At 57.9% G+C, this 15,486-nt stretch carries 14 protein-coding genes; 9 read left to right on the top strand and 5 right to left on the bottom strand.

Annotated elements, in window-relative coordinates:
* Positions 1–320 precede the first annotated feature (320 nt).
* Complete coding sequence (locus AC1DUP_RS24460; protein WP_477835084.1) at positions 321–677, bottom strand: winged helix-turn-helix transcriptional regulator; 357 nt, start codon at positions 675–677, stop codon at positions 321–323.
* A 167-nt stretch (positions 678–844) separates the two neighbouring features.
* Here AC1DUP_RS24460 and AC1DUP_RS24455 point away from each other — a divergent pair, with 167 nt between their 5' ends.
* The 9 genes from AC1DUP_RS24455 to AC1DUP_RS24415 all read left to right on the top strand — a co-directional run bounded on the left by AC1DUP_RS24455 (position 845) and on the right by AC1DUP_RS24415 (position 10,602).
* The gene (locus AC1DUP_RS24455; RefSeq protein WP_477835057.1) at positions 845–1,579 is read left to right on the top strand and encodes an SDR family NAD(P)-dependent oxidoreductase; all 735 of its coding nucleotides are present in this window, start codon (positions 845–847) and stop codon (positions 1,577–1,579) included.
* A gap of 335 nt (positions 1,580–1,914) precedes the next feature.
* Positions 1,915–3,591, top strand: a complete 1,677-nt coding sequence (locus AC1DUP_RS24450; protein WP_477835056.1) for a putative bifunctional diguanylate cyclase/phosphodiesterase — start codon at positions 1,915–1,917, stop codon at positions 3,589–3,591.
* Entirely contained in the window at positions 3,578–4,069 is a 492-nt protein-coding gene (locus AC1DUP_RS24445; RefSeq protein ID WP_113295860.1) for a hypothetical protein, read from the top strand. Before AC1DUP_RS24450 ends, AC1DUP_RS24445 begins: the two co-directional genes overlap by 14 nt.
* Positions 4,066–5,238 (top strand): class I SAM-dependent methyltransferase, encoded by a 1,173-nt coding sequence (locus AC1DUP_RS24440; RefSeq protein ID WP_477835055.1) that lies wholly within the window; start codon positions 4,066–4,068, stop codon positions 5,236–5,238. Before AC1DUP_RS24445 ends, AC1DUP_RS24440 begins: the two co-directional genes overlap by 4 nt.
* A complete protein-coding gene (locus AC1DUP_RS24435) occupies positions 5,238–7,595 on the top strand; it encodes a SpoIIE family protein phosphatase (protein ID WP_477835082.1) in 2,358 nt (785 codons plus the stop codon). The genes AC1DUP_RS24440 and AC1DUP_RS24435 overlap by 1 nt, the downstream gene beginning before the upstream one ends.
* Positions 7,596–7,598: 3 nt before the next feature.
* On the top strand, positions 7,599–8,159 hold the full coding sequence (locus AC1DUP_RS24430) for a slr1658 superfamily regulator (protein ID WP_113509891.1): 561 nt from the start codon (positions 7,599–7,601) through the stop codon (positions 8,157–8,159).
* A gap of 7 nt (positions 8,160–8,166) precedes the next feature.
* The gene (locus AC1DUP_RS24425; protein ID WP_113295863.1) at positions 8,167–8,505 is read left to right on the top strand and encodes a slr1659 superfamily regulator; all 339 of its coding nucleotides are present in this window, start codon (positions 8,167–8,169) and stop codon (positions 8,503–8,505) included.
* Positions 8,506–8,967: 462 nt separating this feature from the next.
* Positions 8,968–9,780 carry a DUF1206 domain-containing protein gene (locus AC1DUP_RS24420; protein ID WP_477835052.1) on the top strand — a complete coding sequence of 271 codons (813 nt, stop codon included), beginning with the start codon at positions 8,968–8,970 and terminating at the stop codon, positions 9,778–9,780.
* Positions 9,781–10,275: 495 nt separating this feature from the next.
* The gene (locus AC1DUP_RS24415) at positions 10,276–10,602 is read left to right on the top strand and encodes a hypothetical protein (RefSeq protein WP_477835050.1); all 327 of its coding nucleotides are present in this window, start codon (positions 10,276–10,278) and stop codon (positions 10,600–10,602) included.
* 136 nt (positions 10,603–10,738) lie between these two features.
* Here the strand turns inward: AC1DUP_RS24415 and AC1DUP_RS24410 are convergent, their stop codons facing one another.
* The 4 genes from AC1DUP_RS24410 to AC1DUP_RS24395 form a co-directional block, all read right to left on the bottom strand.
* Positions 10,739–11,938: a mandelate racemase/muconate lactonizing enzyme family protein gene (locus AC1DUP_RS24410; RefSeq protein ID WP_477835048.1), complete on the bottom strand. Its 1,200-nt coding sequence runs from the start codon at positions 11,936–11,938 to the stop codon at positions 10,739–10,741.
* A 17-nt stretch (positions 11,939–11,955) separates the two neighbouring features.
* Positions 11,956–13,317 (bottom strand): mandelate racemase/muconate lactonizing enzyme family protein, encoded by a 1,362-nt coding sequence (locus AC1DUP_RS24405; protein WP_113295867.1) that lies wholly within the window; start codon positions 13,315–13,317, stop codon positions 11,956–11,958.
* A gap of 68 nt (positions 13,318–13,385) precedes the next feature.
* A complete protein-coding gene (locus AC1DUP_RS24400) occupies positions 13,386–14,552 on the bottom strand; it encodes a mandelate racemase/muconate lactonizing enzyme family protein (RefSeq protein WP_477835045.1) in 1,167 nt (388 codons plus the stop codon).
* Positions 14,553–14,606: 54 nt separating this feature from the next.
* A complete protein-coding gene (locus AC1DUP_RS24395) occupies positions 14,607–15,317 on the bottom strand; it encodes a GntR family transcriptional regulator (protein ID WP_113295930.1) in 711 nt (236 codons plus the stop codon).
* Between the last annotated feature and the right edge of the window lie 169 nt (positions 15,318–15,486).

Raw genomic sequence — 15,486 nt, 5'->3', positions numbered from 1 at the left:
TCGAATGCGCGATTCAGGTCAGAGCTTCGATCTGCTCATCGAGCGCGCGTAGCCACTCGAGGTAGCGCGAGCGAAGCGGATGGTCCTCCGGGAGCCCCTCGAATTTTGATTGCGCTAGCTGACGTTGGTCTCTCAGTAGTTTCAGCCGACTCATCTCGCCCTCACCTTTGCAGTATTTAATGCGGTAAACCAAAAATGGCAGGTTTACCAGCTTTGTTCTTACTCTGTTCCAATTCTACCCGGACCGCAATTGACCTGGCGATCCGCGTGACAAGAATCGATGACGTGTCTGCGACAGCAAGACATATTCAGCCGCACATTCAAGCGCGGTCACTGTCGTATTCCGCCTGAGCGCGCTCCATCTCCGGCCCGTTGGTGATCGCCCATTCGTATAGCGCAGCAAACGGCTGACGCAGGGATTCCGCCATCGGCGTGATGGAATACTCGACGCCAACGGGTGCCGTCGGCAACACATGGCGCTCAACCAGCCCATTTCGCTCAAGCCGTTTGAGCGCATCTGCCAACGCCTTGTGGGTTATCCCATCCAAGCGGCGCATGATTTCATTAAATCGCGATGGTCGAGTGCAAAGAACGCTAAGGATCAACACCGACCATTTGTTGCCAATCTGCTCKAGGATCGGCCGCGCCCGCCTGGCGTCGATCAAGGCTTCCTCCATGACCTTCTTGTTCGACTGTCTTACTACTGAAATATGGGAAACCGGACCTTTGCGGGTTTCGGGCATAGATATACTCCACGATATCTGCTTTACGGTTAGTGCGTATTTTAGCGTTGATATAGAACGTATATCTTTTCCTTGCATCGAAAAAATTGCAAGGAGTTCACATGAGCAGATTGGCAAACAGGGTCGCAGTAGTAATCGGCGGCGCAGGCGGGATCGGCGGTGCGATATCACAGCGGTTCGCTGCCGAGGGCGCGCGGGTGTACGCGACGAGCAGGAAGGCCATCGAAAGCGCACCTGTCACCCGAGTTCCGGGCGAGGGAAATATCCAGACGATCCGTGCGGACGCGGGCAGCACGGAAGACCTCGGCAAGGTCTTCGAAAGGATACGTGCTGAAGAGAGACATATCGACGTCCTGGTGCTCAACGCCGGCATCTCGGAGTTTTCGCTACTAGGCGATATCACCGAAGAGCTTTTTGACCGCATCTTCGGGCTAAACGTGCGTTCGACGCTTTTCGCAGCCCAAGGCGCGCTCGATCTGATGCAACCGGGAGGATCGATCGTTTTGATCGGCTCGATCGCGGATGCGGTTGGCGTGAAAGGATACGGCGTCTACAGCGCCAGCAAGGCTGCAGTCCGGTCGTTCACCCGAACATGGGCAAACGAGCTCGCTCCACGCAACATCCGTGTGAACGTCGTTAGCCCCGGTCCAACCGACACTGCGATGATGGCCGACACGACACCCGAAGTACGCGCCGCCCTGACGGGCATGATACCTCTTGGCCGGTTGGGACGTCCCGAAGAGGTGGCGGCCGCTGCACTCTTTCTCGCGAGCGATGAGAGCAGCTTCACGACTGGAGCCGAGCTCTGCGTCGACGGTGGCGCAACACAGGTCTGAGGACCTCGGCACCCGGTCCTGCTGCGAAGATCGGCATTCGAGCGAAGGTACTCGCCTGCTCGGCGGTCGGGTCGAGCTTGTATCGTATCCCCGGCTGATCCTCATGCTGCAAAGCAAGACGTGAGACTCTCGCCAGCGTGCTGGGTTCGTTGTCAATCAGCGGCGTTGGCCCGTCCACTCGCCCCGCTTTGGTGGCGGGTGCGATCGGCGTGGAGGAGGTAAAGCTCCGACACTATGCTTGTTTCTATTATTTCAAACAGCTGCTACTAATATGCACTCTTAAAGTGCCTTAGAGTGTCGGTTCAGCTTGTAGGAAGCAATAGAGGCCAGGAAGCATGACAAAGCCCCGATCAAGCTGGCAGGGACCTTCAGCTCCCGCCGCCGCGACGGAGGGTAAATTCGACAGGCTCTTCCTCTTCGATAGCCAGTTCAATCTCGTTGCCTGCCCTTCAAATATTGAAGCGGCTGCTAATCTCGGTCCGAACGCATCCCTTCCGGAAATGTATCCTAATTTGGATATGTCCGTGGTGGCCCGGTACGCGCAGTCAGGGGACCCAGTTCCCCTCCGCCTGTCGCCTGTCCTCTTCGCCGGGGAATCTGGGCACCTCACGATATTTGCGGCTGGAAACTTCCTGGCCGTGGTGCAGTCCTATCGACCGGATCACGACGAGCGCAACACCCTCCTGCACCAGGCCCATCACGATGCGTTGACAGGATTACCGAACCGTCGACAGTTCAGCAGCGACCTCAGCGATGGGTTGCGGGGAATCGACGGCGGCCCCGACGTGGTCTCCCTAATGCAGTTGGACCTCGACGACTTCAAGCCCGTGAACGACACCCTCGGCCACCCGGCCGGAGACAAGCTTCTCCAGCTCGCAGCCAACCGCATTGTGAGCTGCCTCGGCAGCGAGGATCGCGCATATCGGCTTGCGGGTGACGAATTTGCAGTGATTTCGCTTGGACATGGACATCCGGCACGAAGTCGGGAGCTCGGCGAGCGCTTGGTCCGCGCGTTCAAAGATCCCTTTACGCTCGATGGCATCGCTGTGTTCGTCGGCTTGAGCGTGGGGATATCGGTGGCACCTGTCGATGGCCGGGATCCGGAGACGTTAATGAAGGCATCCGATGTTGCGCTTTATGCTGCAAAGACGGAAGGCAGGGGACGAGCGAGCATGTTCGAGGCGAAAATGCTTCACATCATCGAGCAGCGGGAATTGCTGCGCCGAAGTCTTCGCATAGCCTTGGAAAAACAGCAATTCTCCGTCGAATATCAGCCCATCGTGGAAAGCTCTTGCGTCGTAGGATTCGAGGCACTCCTACGCTGGAAGCATCCCTTGCTCGGCCACATACCACCTTCCGTTTTCATCCCGATGGCTGAACGTGACGGGCTGATGCCGGAGATCGGCTCCTGGACCTTGCAACAGGCGTGTCGACAAGCGCTCGACTGGCCGGAAGATTTCACTCTGGCGGTCAACGTGTCTCCGGCCGAATTCCTGTGGGACGGACTTACGGACCGAATTTCGCAGACACTGGACGAAATCGGACTTCCGGCCGAGCGACTGGAACTAGAGATTACCGAAAGCGTCCTCCTCGAGCGCACCGTGAACAATCTGGACACGCTCAACACGCTCAGCATCCTGGGCATCCGGATTTCCCTCGACGACTTCGGGACCCAGTACTCCTCGCTGAGTTATCTGAAGAATTTCCCCTTCGACACCATCAAGATCGACAAGTACTTCGTCGCGGATATCGAAACCAATCCGAAAAGCCAGGCCATCGTACGTGCCATCACCGTGCTTGCGCATGACCTCGACATGCAGGTGACAGCAGAAGGTGTCGAGACCCAAGCGCAGGCGCAATGGCTGACGGAAATCGGATGCGATCGGATCCAGGGGTTTCTCATCAGCGCTCCCCTTTCGGTCAATTCCTTGAAGAAGTTCCTGTCTACGCCGGATCGGCGACATAGCGCGATGTACAATCGCACCGAGTCACCTAACCATGCGCGACCTTGAGGGCTGTAAATTGAAGCCGATGGCGGCATTGGAATTGGACTCGGGTCTCCTGATGGCGGAATGGGCACTCTGCGACCGCGTCGTCGAATACCTTGCCCAGGTTGCGGGCCAAATGCACGAGGATGCAGCACGGTACTCCAATTTCCTGTCGCTGATCGTCAACGAGCTGGTGGAACTGGCCTTCAAGACGTCCTCCGGAGAAGGAACCGTCAAATTCGAAGTTCACAAGGACGCCGAAGATTTGCACATAAGCGTAGGCTACCTGTGTCGTGAAGACGATTGCCAGAACATCGTTCGGCTCATCGGGGAAGCATCGGCAGAGAAGCTTCGACCGAGAGCCGCTAGCGCGATCATCGATGATGAGTTGCGCTTAGTTCGCCTCGCAAAGCTGTTCCACGTTGAACTGTCAGCGCACGCTGCGCCGTCCGGTCGGATTGCAATCGCATCGTCGTTGAAATGGCGCGGGGAGTTCCATTGAACGCGAATCTCGGCAAGTTCACGCTGCAATTCGACCCAACAAACCAGGAGATCGCTCTCGTTGGGAAACTGAGGCCGCGATCTCCAATCGACATGCGCGAGATCCTCGGTCAGGTGAGGCATGGCCTCGACGCATGCAAAGGCGTCGCGTACCTCAACGTCAAGAGACTGACCAACATCAACCAAACCGCATTCCATGCCTTGGGCGAGGTCCTCTCATCCGTATGCTCACACAGAGCTGACTTCAGCGTCGTGGTCGTGACATCCAGCGTGATATCCTGGTCGGCCACGCTGTTCCGTGAACTGGCGGAGAGAGAGCCGAACATCACGGTCCAGGTCTACGACTCCGCATTCTATCCCGGCCAAACGTTCGTCGAGGACGAGAGCTTCATACCTATTCTGCGGACACAGACGAAGATGACGTGGAGGCACGAACGTCAGATGCTACCTCGTCACGGCCTGCGGAGCGGCGCAGTTGTCGCCGATATCTGTTGCGGCATCGGCGATTTTGCCACTCTTATACACAAGGAATTCAGCCCTGCCCGTCTGGTGGCATTGGACCACTCGAAACGAAGCCTGGAATACGCACGCCGTGTAGCAGCCGAATTCGGACTTTCGGGCATCGAATACACCTATGGTGACGCCTCGCAGATGCTTCTCGGGGACAACCTGTTCGATTTTGTCACCTGCCGCCACTCGCTCCAGATTTTCGACAGGCCCGACCTGCTGCTGCGGGAACTTCATCGCATCTGCAAGCCGGGGGGCCGGGTCTACATCACCAATGAGAAAAATTCACACTGCCTCGGCGAGCCACATTCGCAGTCCATCCAATGGACCTACAACGAAGTCGCCAGGCTTTTCAGCCACTTCGATATGGACGTCGAGATGGGCCCGAAGAGCAGACGCTTCCTGACGGATGCGGGTTTCGAGCAAATCCAAGTCGAGAGCTTCATGGTGACCAATCTCGATGGCGACCCGCAAGACTTTGCCGACATGATCGAGGCTTGGGAGAATGTCTATGCTGGGGAAATGGCGGTGCGTCGTGGAGATACTCCTGAGTTCATCAGAAAATTCCGTCAGGGTTTCCGAGACCATATAGCCGCTGCCCTTCACCCCAAGGGATATGCCGGATGGCCAATCTGGGCAGCCTCGGGACGGAAGCCGTTCTAATGGATGACACCTCTGCCAGATCCTTTGTTCGATGGGACTCGTTCCGAGCCAAGTTCATCCTTTTGGTTGGTGGCGCGGTGCTGTTCGACCTGCTGGTCAGCGGCGGTCTCGCCCTATGGAATGTCCAACGACTATCGCGCAACGCGACCGTCGAGGTCGGGCATGGCCTTGAGAATGCCAGCCAAGACTACCTGCAGACATACGCGAATTCCACCGCTGCCCAGGTCTCGCTCCTGCTCGGTCAAGTTCACAGCGACGTGTCCACGCTCGCGGGCGTCATGCAGGCTCAGATCGACGATCCCGCAACCGGTGCTGATGTCGGTAGCTCAGTTTCAAAAAGCTCGCCAGGCAGCGTAGAGTTGACGTACAATGTCGGCGGGCGATGGGCGCAGAATGCGCCAGGGACTTCCTCGGTCGTTAGCGCGTGGGGCTATCTGCTAGGACCCGATAACATGCCCCGAGCTGACGTGCAGGCGGACATAAACACCAGTGCGGTACTGAACCTCGTAGCCCCGAGCTTGCTCAAAACCGGATCCGCGAAGCTGCAGATGTACTACATCGGTCCGAAGGAGAGACCGATCTTCAGGACTGCCCCCTACACCGATCAGGCGCAGACGTTTGACCGCCTCTATCCCGGCCACAACGATGCGAACTTCTGGGACTTCTTCTTTCCGGGCCTGTATGAATCATGGCAGAGCTGGGCGACGGATCCCAAGCTGCGGCCTGCCTCCAGCGACATCACACAGACTGCGCCCTACACCGACGCAATCACCGGAAAGCTCATCGTTAGCTTCTTCCATCCCCTGTGGTCCCCGGACAGGAAGAAAGTTGCGGGCACGGTCGGAGCAGACATCACGCTCGATCAGCTCGCCCAGATCGTCGAGAATGTGAAGGTCGCGCAGTCCGGGTTCGGGTTTCTGTCGATGTCAGATGGAAACGTGATCGCGATCAACAAGGCTGGCGAGCAAACGATCGGGGTGAATGCCGCAAGCGAAGGCAACGGCAGCGGCGTAGCTGGCATCGAGCGATCGCTGAAGACTAGCACTCAGCCGTCAATCGTCAAACTCGCCTCCGACCAGCGGGAAGGAATAAGGCACCTGCTTTTGAATATAGGCGGCAACGAAGTGCCTTTCATGGTCATCATGAAGAACCTTCCCGCAACGAATCTTTGGTCATCGGGGCCCGTGAAGGCTGAAGCAATGTCCCTTGGCATCGTTGTACCGGAACAGGAAATCTACGCGTCCCTGGTGGCCGCCCAGGCCAAGATCACAGACGCGACCAATCGCATCGTTCTCTATCAGATCCTGGCGATCCTCGCGTCGCTGATCATCGTGCTCATCGCGGTCGTCGCGGCCTCCAAGCGCATTACGGCAGGAATCAGTGCGTTGGCGAGTGCCGCTCGGAAAATCCAGGCGAAGGACTATTCCGTCCGCGTAGCTGTCACCAGCCGGGACGAAGTCGGCGAAGCTGGCGAGGCTTTCAACAGGATGGCCGAGGAGATCAGCTTTCACACCGAAAACCTCGAGCAGATCGTAGCCGAGCGCACCGCTGAAATCGAGGACGCCAAGGAGGAGATTTCGACGCTCAATGCACAGTTGGAGCGGGAAAACCGACGGCTAGGAACAGAGCTGGCCGTTGCGGAGAGAATCCAGATGATGGTCCTGCCGCTGGAGGAAGAGTTGCAATCGTTTCCAACCCTCGAAGTAGCTGGATACATGAGGGCCGCTGAAGAGGTCGGCGGCGACTACTACGACGTTCTCGAAAGCGGCGACAGGCTCAAGATCGGTATCGGAGACGTCACGGGTCACGGCCTGGAAAGCGGTGTCCTCATGCTGATGGTCCAGTCGGTGGCGCGCGCACTTCAGGAAGCCGGCAGCACCGACCCGGTGAAATTTCTGACTGATCTGAACAGTGCCCTGTTCAAGAATATCGAAAGAACGAAGATCGACAAGCACATGACGCTGGCCTTCCTCGACTACGACGGCACGGACATGGTGCTGTCCGGACAGCACGAGGACGTCATCGTGGTGCGGGCAAACGGGGACATGGAACGGATCGATACCATCGATCTTGGGTTACCGATCGGCCTGGAAGCCGACATCGCCCCCTTTGTGAACTCCGTCAGGATACCGTTCGAGAAGGACGACCTCATCCTGCTTCACACTGACGGCGTCACGGAGGCGGAGAACAGCTCGGGGGAGCTCTTCGGCATCGAGAGACTGTGTAACGAAGCACTGCGCCTGAAAGAAAGGAGCGCAAACGCAATCGTGTCGGGGATCGTAACCGCCCTGATGGAATACGTGGGCACCCAGAAAATACGTGACGACATCACCCTCCTCGTTTTGCGGCACAGGTGAGCTATGGCTAGAAGATTATATGGCTCGATCGACTTGGCTGAGATCAATTTGCAGCGCGGTGCGCGGCTCACGCTGACAGACGGGCCATTGCAGCTTGGCTGGAGGCATTCGGGCATTACATCCGACTTCATCGCGGGCGTGATGGCGATGCCCTACGCCTCCAGCAAGCAACATTACACTGTGGTCCATCACAGCATCGTGTACCTCGCTAACGAACTGATCGAGAACGCAGTGAAGTTCCGGCTGCCTTCATCGATAGAAATCCAAGCCTGCCTTCGCTCGGCGGAGTTCCTGCTGCGTGTGAGGAACCCGATCGCGCTCGAGAGTTCGGCAAGGTTTCAGCGGACGCTCGATCATATGCTCGAGAGCGATCCCGGCGACCTGCTTATTCGGCAGATCGAAGCAAATGCGCTGGCCGATTCAAACGCCTCCGGCCTCGGTTTGTTAACGCTACTCAGCGATTACGGGGCAAGGATGACTTGGGAATTCGATGACTATCGCGAGGGCAGCGTTATGCTCACCACGACTGCAGCAGTGTCGGTACCGATGGTTTCCAACATGTGAGGGTACAATGGAAATTCGAGATGAAGATTTCAGAGTGTGGGCAGAAGGCAGCGAGGTCTTCTTCGAAGGAACCCTAAGGCTTGCAGGACCAGATGCGTACGCGCCGATATTCTCCCTGGCGTCCGGCATTCTTTCCGGTCACCACGCCCGCGTGTCTTTCGATCTGACCGGACTTGAGTTTCTCAATTCTTCAGGTATCAACCTGCTCGCCAAATTGACGATCGAGGCTCGAAAGCGCCCGGAAGTCCAACTTGTAGTGAAAGGCACGAGCCAGTATCCGTGGCAGACCAAATCTTTGCCGAACTTGAAGAAACTATACCCGCAGATCGACCTTCGCCTTGCTTGACTGCGCTCGTGGCTCGGTCAAATTGCCTACTGACTTGTCCGACGAGCAGACGGCAATGCCGAGCGATCTTCCGCCATCCGTAGCCGGTGAATACCGGACGCTCTCAACATTTGCACGGTTTCCACCTCACCGAGGTCGCGGACGGTTTAAATCCCAGCTGGTGCAGTTTGTCGAGCACCGCAGTTTCAGCTCGAAATCTTCGAGGTTCCGTGGACGCGACGGCATCATGCCCCCTCTATCGGATCAACTCACAGATTGGCAGTTTTCGGCGCCTTCCTGGAGCAAATGTTCCCGATGGCAATATTGACAGGCGCGTTCGAAACGAACTGGTCGCCTCACGGAATGAACATCGGATCTCACTTGGAACAGCGTGAGAACACTGCCATCCAAGCGGGTCCGCCTGTCGGTCATCCCGGAACCGAATTCGCGGTTTCTCGTTGTGATGGCAACGGGGGACCCAACATGAATAAATCAAAGTTTGAGTGGCTGGCTCGTTCAGGATACGGCGCGAGGGGGATTGTCTTTCTCCTGGTTGCCGCATTGGCCATGTTTTCAAGCTTTGGCGGCAGCAAGGCCGACACAAAATCAGCTCTCGACGTGCTGCTAAACCAGCCCCTCGGCCAGGTCTGGCTTGCGTTGATCGGCCTGGGTCTACTTGGCTTCGTCGCATGGCGGCTCGCTCAGTCGCTTGCCAACGCCGACAATCATGATCGTAGCGCGAAAAGCTATCTGATCCGGGCTTCGCTCTTCGGCAGCGCGGTCACCTACATCAGTCTGGCAATCTACGCGTTCGAAGCAGCGATAGGTGCAGGAGCTGGCGGCGCTAGCGGAGAACAAGGCCTCGCTGCCTGGGTCATGTCTCAACCTTTCGGCCGATATCTCGCTGGAGCGATAGGTGTCGGATTCATCATCGGGGGCGTCATCACCGCGCTCAAAGGCTTGACCCGCCGCTTTGAACGCTATCTCGATCTTCGGCAAAATCGTCTGCTCTTTTTGGTCTGCGTCTACGGCCTCTTAGCTCGCGGCGCGGTCTTCGCCATTATCGGCATCTTCTTTTGTTATGCAGCTTTCAAAGTGGACCCGAGTCAGGCCGCAAGCATGAGCGAAGCCTTGTCATGGATCAGGCAACTTCCCTTCGGCAGCATTCTGTACTTTGCGGTCGCCATCGGCCTTGCCGCTTTCGGCATCTACAACCTGGTCGAGGCGCGGTATCGACGGGTGCATTCTCCAAACCTCTCGGCTGTCCGCAGAGAACTGCCGACGTTAAGCCGGTAAGAGGCTACGTCGACAACATGATCGAGGCAGCCCAACAAAGTCGACCATGATGGCTATGACGGCATTTCTCGGCGTCGCTTGTGTTGCTGCATCCGGCCCGCTTGTCGGCAGCGGGTGCCCTGCCCCCAGGTGTCGGCGGATCGAACGCGCACTGGAGCAGCAATGCCGCCAAGGGCAACCGTCCGCCTTGCCCATCCCTACTAAACGCGACGGAAGTTGAAGACATTCTCGCGAAGATCCGCAGCATCAAAGCCATGTTCGAAACGGCGAGCGTCGTAAAGCATCATGCTGAGCGGCAGAACCAGTTGACCTCCAGCTCCGCTCCCGCTGAGCTTTGAAACGCACCAGAAGTGCGGCAGGTGCGACCTGAGGAGACGAATCATCCCGGAAACGTTCTCAATCTTGTGTCATTGTTGAACTTCCGACGGCCAACTTCGTTATCGAGATAGATCGCGATGCCGCGACCGCCCCTTCGCAGAGAAGTGGATCAAAACCATGAAGACGTTACTGCTGACCGCTGCTGTCGCCCTCATTGCGACCCAGTCTTTTGCGATCTCACGGCTCAATCCGCTTTCGATGAGCTGTGCAAGCGCCCGTGCGGCCGTCCCTAATCAGGGTGCGGTCATCTTCAGATGGACATCGCCAAGGGGTTTGCCGCTGTACGATCGGTTCATTCGAAATAGCCGCTTCTGTGACGCCAATGAATATGCTGAGTGGAGGGGTATCCCGACCCGCGATGATCGCGCCTGCCAGGTCTTGGCATGCCGAAACCTGGACAGCCGACCCGGTAGCGGGTTCTTCATTCCCGACTACAGTCTGTAGCGAGCCGCCGCCGTACCCGATTGCGACAAGACTATGAATGTCGGCCTTCATTCCGTGGTTGCAGATCGATACCAACTATTTCGATAGGCCCTATCACCTGTTCCCCGACAAGACCGGCACGGCAGGTGGAGGAGGATCAGTCGAAAAAGCCCGCATCCTCTTCCATGAGATATCTCCTGGCCCCTTCAGCGTCGATATCAAGGCCGAGCCCCGGCGCTTCCAGCAGGTCGACCATGCTGTCCTTCACGATCTGCGTCGGCAAGCCGATTACCAGATCCTCCCACCAGGGGTCGGAGGCGCTCGGATATTCGAACGCGACGTAATTTGCTGGCAAGGTGGCGCAGACATTGATCAACGCACCAAGTCCCAGCAGGCCGTTAGCGGTGCCGTGCGGTGCCATCAGGATCGAGTGCATATAGGCGTGCTCGGCGACCCATTTGAGCTCGGCAATGCCGCCAATATCGGCTGGATCGGGGCCGATGACGCGCACCGCCTGCGTCTCGATCAGTTCCTTGAAATTGTGCCGCAGATAGATCTGCTCACCAGTGTGGATCGGCGTCGAGGTGGAGGTCGTCAGCTCCCGATAGGCTTGCGGATTGACCCACGGCACGTAGTCGCCAGTCAGCATGTCCTCGAGCCACATCAAATTGTACTTCTCGACTGCGCGCGCGAACTTGATCGCATCGGGCAGCATCCAGCCTGGGCCGCAGTCGAGTGCCAGGCTGACCTTGTCGCCCAGCACTTCCTTCATCGCGATCACACAGTCGAGCATGTGATTGAACCCGCGCTCGCTGATCACGCCCTGATCCATGGCACCGTGATAGCCGGCCTTCTTCTGCGTCACGCCGTAGTGGAAGTCCTCGATCGTGTCCTTCATGTTGGAGTGGAACGAGATTCCTTGCTTGACCATGAAGAAGTTCTGCGGCTGTTCCATCATCCATTTGACGTCAGCCGCGTAATCCTCCGGCCGGTCGCCCGTGCGTTTCTGGCGAATAGAGCCATTGTAGACGCGCACCTTGTCCCGTACCTTGCCGCCGAGCAGTTTGTAGACGGGCACGCCCGCGGCCTTGCCGGCAATATCCCACAGGGCATGCTCGATGGCGCTCACCGCCGCGCCGTACGGCTTGAAAGAGCCGCGCTGGCGGATCTTCAACATCACTCTCTCGACGTCGGTCGGATCCTCGCCGATCAGTGCCTCGCGGAAATGCAGCACAAAAGGCTTGAGGTAGGACTTGGTGAATTCGACTTCACCCAAGCCATAGAGGCCCTCGTCCGTAACGATGCGGACGATCGGGTGTTTGCCGATTACGGCGCAGCGCAGATCGGTGATCTTCATCTTCGTTCCTTTTCGCTTCAGCTCCAGGTGCGATCCCAGGAATACTCATCGTCCCATCGATCCGTAGGCTGCCAAATGCCGGTGACACCTGGCTGCAGATGCTGCGAGATCACCTCGTCGACGACGTCGTCAATCCCGAGGCCCGGCTTGTCCGTAACAGTGATGAAGCCGTCCTTCACCAGGGGCTTGGGAAGGCCTGTGACGATATCGTCCCACCAGTCAACGTCGGCGGAATGATATTCGAGCGCCATGAAATTTTCGGTCGCGGTCGCGACATGTGCCGCGGCCATTGCGGCGATTGGACTTTCTGCCATGTGGATGGCCATGGCGACACCACGGTCCTGCGCCATATCGCCGATCTTCTTGGTCTCGAGGATGCCCCCACTCGTGAGCAGGTCCGGGTGGATAACGGAGACGCCGCCGCTGTTGAGCAGGGGCTCGAAGCCCTCCTTGAGGTATATATCCTCGCCAGTGCAGATCGGTATCGTCGTGGCGTCCTGCAGTTGTCGGTATTGTTCGGTATATTGCCAGGGGATCACATCCTCGAGCCAGGCTGGCACGTATTTTTCAATGCGCCTGGCAAGGCGAATGCCGTTCTGCATGGAGATATGGCCGATATGATCGATCGCAAGCGGCACATCCATGCCGATGACCTCACGGACCTCGGCGATGTATTGCTCAAGCAGGTCGAGGCCCTTGTCGGAAAAATGCAGGCCGGTGAACGGGTGCGGGACGTTATGCAAATCGTATGCAGCATTGCGGAGACGCCGCTCTTCAACGCTCTTCAGCGGCCCGCGACTGGGACTGTCGCGGTACCCTTCGAGTGAGCCAGCAGGAAACACGACCGCACCGGGCACATCCGCGATCTGCATCAAACCCAGATCCATCTTGAGGAAGGTGAATCCGAGCTCCATGCGCTGCTTGAGCCGCTTACCGGTCTCGGTACCGCTCGGCACGGTGGCGTCGGTATCGCAGTAGACGCGCACTTTCTCCCGAAACCGGCCGCCGAGCATCTGGTAGATAGGGACGCCATAGGCCTTGCCGGCAAGATCCCACAACGCGATTTCAACCGCCGATACGCCGCCGCCTTGCCGGCCGTGCCCGCCGAATTGCTTGATCCGGCGAAACAGGCGGTCGATATCGCAAGGGTTCTCGCCAAGCAATCGGCTCTTCAGCATCAGCGCGTAGGTGGCGCTGGCGCCGTCGCGCACCTCGCCAAGCCCGACGATGCCCTGATTGGTGTAGATCTTGAGCAGCACCGAGGTGAACGGCGCACCGACAATTTCGGCCACCCGCATGTCGGTGATGCGAAGGTCGGACGGCTTGGAATGCGTGTTCACTCGATTGAGCGCCTCGTCGGCTCCATGTGCCTCTGGCATGATTTATCCTCGTTCTGGTCAGCAGGGCTCGTCGTCGCGCAAGCTTGAGCGGCGTAGAGTGGTGATAGCTAGTCCAGCTCTATCTCGTGATTTTGAAGGTATTCGCGGTTCATTTCGACGCCGAGACCAGGCTTGGGCGTAAGCTTGAGGCTGCCGTTCGAAACATCGAGTGGTCTGTCGATGAGGTGATCGTATTTGCCCAGGTTCCACTCCGACGTTTCAAGCTTGTAGAAATTGGGAACAGTCATCATCACCTGCGCTCCCGCAACCACGTTGATCGGCCCTGCGGCGTCATGCGGCGAAACCGGGATGTAGTAGGCTTCGCAGAGGGCAGAAATCTTCTTGAGTTCGGTAATGCCGCCGGTCCAGGTGACATCCGGCATGATGTAATCGGCGAGCCTATTTTCGAGCACCGGCACGAAATCCCACTTCGTGTGGCCGCGCTCGCCCCAGGATATGGCGGCGCTGACCTTCTCACGGACCTGTTTGAGAGCGTTGAGGCTCTCCGGTGGACAGGGCTCCTCGAACCAGTCGATCTGACCAGCTTCCTCGAGGCTGCGACAAAGGCGAATGGCGGTGGGAACGTCGAACCGGCCATGCGCATCGATGAGGATGTCGACATCGGAGCCCGCCGTTTCGCGGATCAGAGCAGTGAGTTCGGCGGCCTCGCGCTCATCCTTGCGAGTCATGCTGCCATCCAGGTAGCCGTCACGTTGTTCGCGAGACTGTCCATCGGCGGTGCGGCCCTGATGGGGGAACGGATCGAACTTGAGCGCGGTATGGCCGGATTCGACGATGTCTCTGATTTCGCGGACCACAGCCTCCTTGCTGGTAAACTTGGCCTGGTTGGGATGGGTATAGAGCGAGATTTCATCGCGGACCGGTCCGCCCAGCAGCTCGTAAATCGGCTTGCCAAGAACTTTGCCGCGGATGTCCCAGAGGGCTATGTCGATGGCACTGACGCATTCGACTGCGGCACCGCGACTTCCCATATAGGTGAAGCCACGGAATATCTTGTGCCACAGATACTCGATGCGGGCCGGGTCCTCGCCTGTCACAGCGGCACCGATCTGCCGCAGGATCGTGCAGAGGGCGCGATTGGCGAGCCTTGTCGTGGTGGTGATCTCACCCCAGCCGCTCACCCCCTCGTCGGTCGTCACTTCGACGAACAGAAACTCTCCCCAATAAGAAGCATCGGATCTGATGAGCCACGGCCGGACGCTAGTGATTTTCATCTCAACTGCCTTTATCTGAAATGGTTGGGATAACGATATTTGAGGCTATGTATTCTATCCTGCCCGGGCGGCGTTCCGCGCCCGCATATGTTCGAGGATGTGTCGGCCAGAGCCCTCGACATGGCGTGCAATGAGTTCGGCTGCCTCGTTTGCCATTCCTGCTTTGACATGCGCGATGAGCTCGCGATGCTCGCTCAGGATCGAGGCACGCCGGGCAAGCGTAAAGTTGAAGCGCCGGCTCACGGCTCGAAGCACTTCGCGATGCTTCCACCAAAGTTCAGCGGCGTGGCGGTTGTAGTGCTTTTGGTACATGACTGTGTGAAAGGCGGTGTCCAGCTCGCTGTGCCTGACCGTGTCGGCGAAGTTGTTCTCTTCAATCAGGCCTTGGATGCGTTCGAGGTCAGCAATGTCCTCGACGGTAGCCATATTCACGAACCATCGCGTCAGTGCCGGCTCGATCAAGACTCCTATCTCGTAGATGTCGCGAACAAAATCCTGATCTATCGGCCGGACGCGTGCTCCGCGGTTGGGAACCAAGGTGACAAAGCCCTCGCCGCGCAACAGTTGCAAAGCCTCGCGTACGGGGTTGGTTGAGGTGCCGTGGCGCCGGGCGAGGTCGGTGACCACAAGCCGATCGTTGGCTGCGAGCCGCCCTTCGATGATGTCGTCCCTGATCAATTGATAAACCGAGGCGCCCTCGCTGGAGGCCCCGATAGCGTCGATCCCTTCCGGTGGTTTCGCTTTAAAATCACTTGTTTCGGCCAAGACTGTCCCCAATCAATACACATATTGCTCGGATATCATGCGAGGCATCTGCAAACAATGTACGATTTCTTCAATTGACAGGCAATCTTTAATCTGGAAACGTGCAATGAGGTCGAAGGGATACATTGGGTGGAAAGTCCCGCGACCGGGGAGCAGAGACCGCTTGCCT

The sequence above is a fragment of the Rhizobium sp. 01L419 genome (assembly GCF_056400025.1).
Note: the sequence above shows the minus strand (reverse complement) of the source record. Positions and strands in the feature narration are given on the sequence as shown.

Bases quoted from the DNA above. Each gene is read 5' to 3' on its own strand.
- AC1DUP_RS24435 (WP_477835082.1), top strand. From the start codon at position 5,238: ATGGATGACACCTCTGCCAGATCCTTTGTTCGATGGGACTCGTTCCGA.
- AC1DUP_RS24400 (WP_477835045.1), bottom strand. From the start codon at position 14,552: ATGAAAATCACTAGCGTCCGGCCGTGGCTCATCAGATCCGATGCTTCT.
- AC1DUP_RS24420 (WP_477835052.1), top strand. From the start codon at position 8,968: ATGAATAAATCAAAGTTTGAGTGGCTGGCTCGTTCAGGATACGGCGCG.
- AC1DUP_RS24410 (WP_477835048.1), bottom strand. From the start codon at position 11,938: ATGAAGATCACCGATCTGCGCTGCGCCGTAATCGGCAAACACCCGATC.
- AC1DUP_RS24425 (WP_113295863.1), top strand. From the start codon at position 8,167: ATGGAAATTCGAGATGAAGATTTCAGAGTGTGGGCAGAAGGCAGCGAG.
- AC1DUP_RS24450 (WP_477835056.1), top strand. From the start codon at position 1,915: ATGACAAAGCCCCGATCAAGCTGGCAGGGACCTTCAGCTCCCGCCGCC.
- AC1DUP_RS24445 (WP_113295860.1), top strand. From the start codon at position 3,578: ATGCGCGACCTTGAGGGCTGTAAATTGAAGCCGATGGCGGCATTGGAA.
- AC1DUP_RS24430 (WP_113509891.1), top strand. From the start codon at position 7,599: ATGGCTAGAAGATTATATGGCTCGATCGACTTGGCTGAGATCAATTTG.
- AC1DUP_RS24455 (WP_477835057.1), top strand. From the start codon at position 845: ATGAGCAGATTGGCAAACAGGGTCGCAGTAGTAATCGGCGGCGCAGGC.
- AC1DUP_RS24415 (WP_477835050.1), top strand. From the start codon at position 10,276: ATGAAGACGTTACTGCTGACCGCTGCTGTCGCCCTCATTGCGACCCAG.
- AC1DUP_RS24405 (WP_113295867.1), bottom strand. From the start codon at position 13,317: ATGCCAGAGGCACATGGAGCCGACGAGGCGCTCAATCGAGTGAACACG.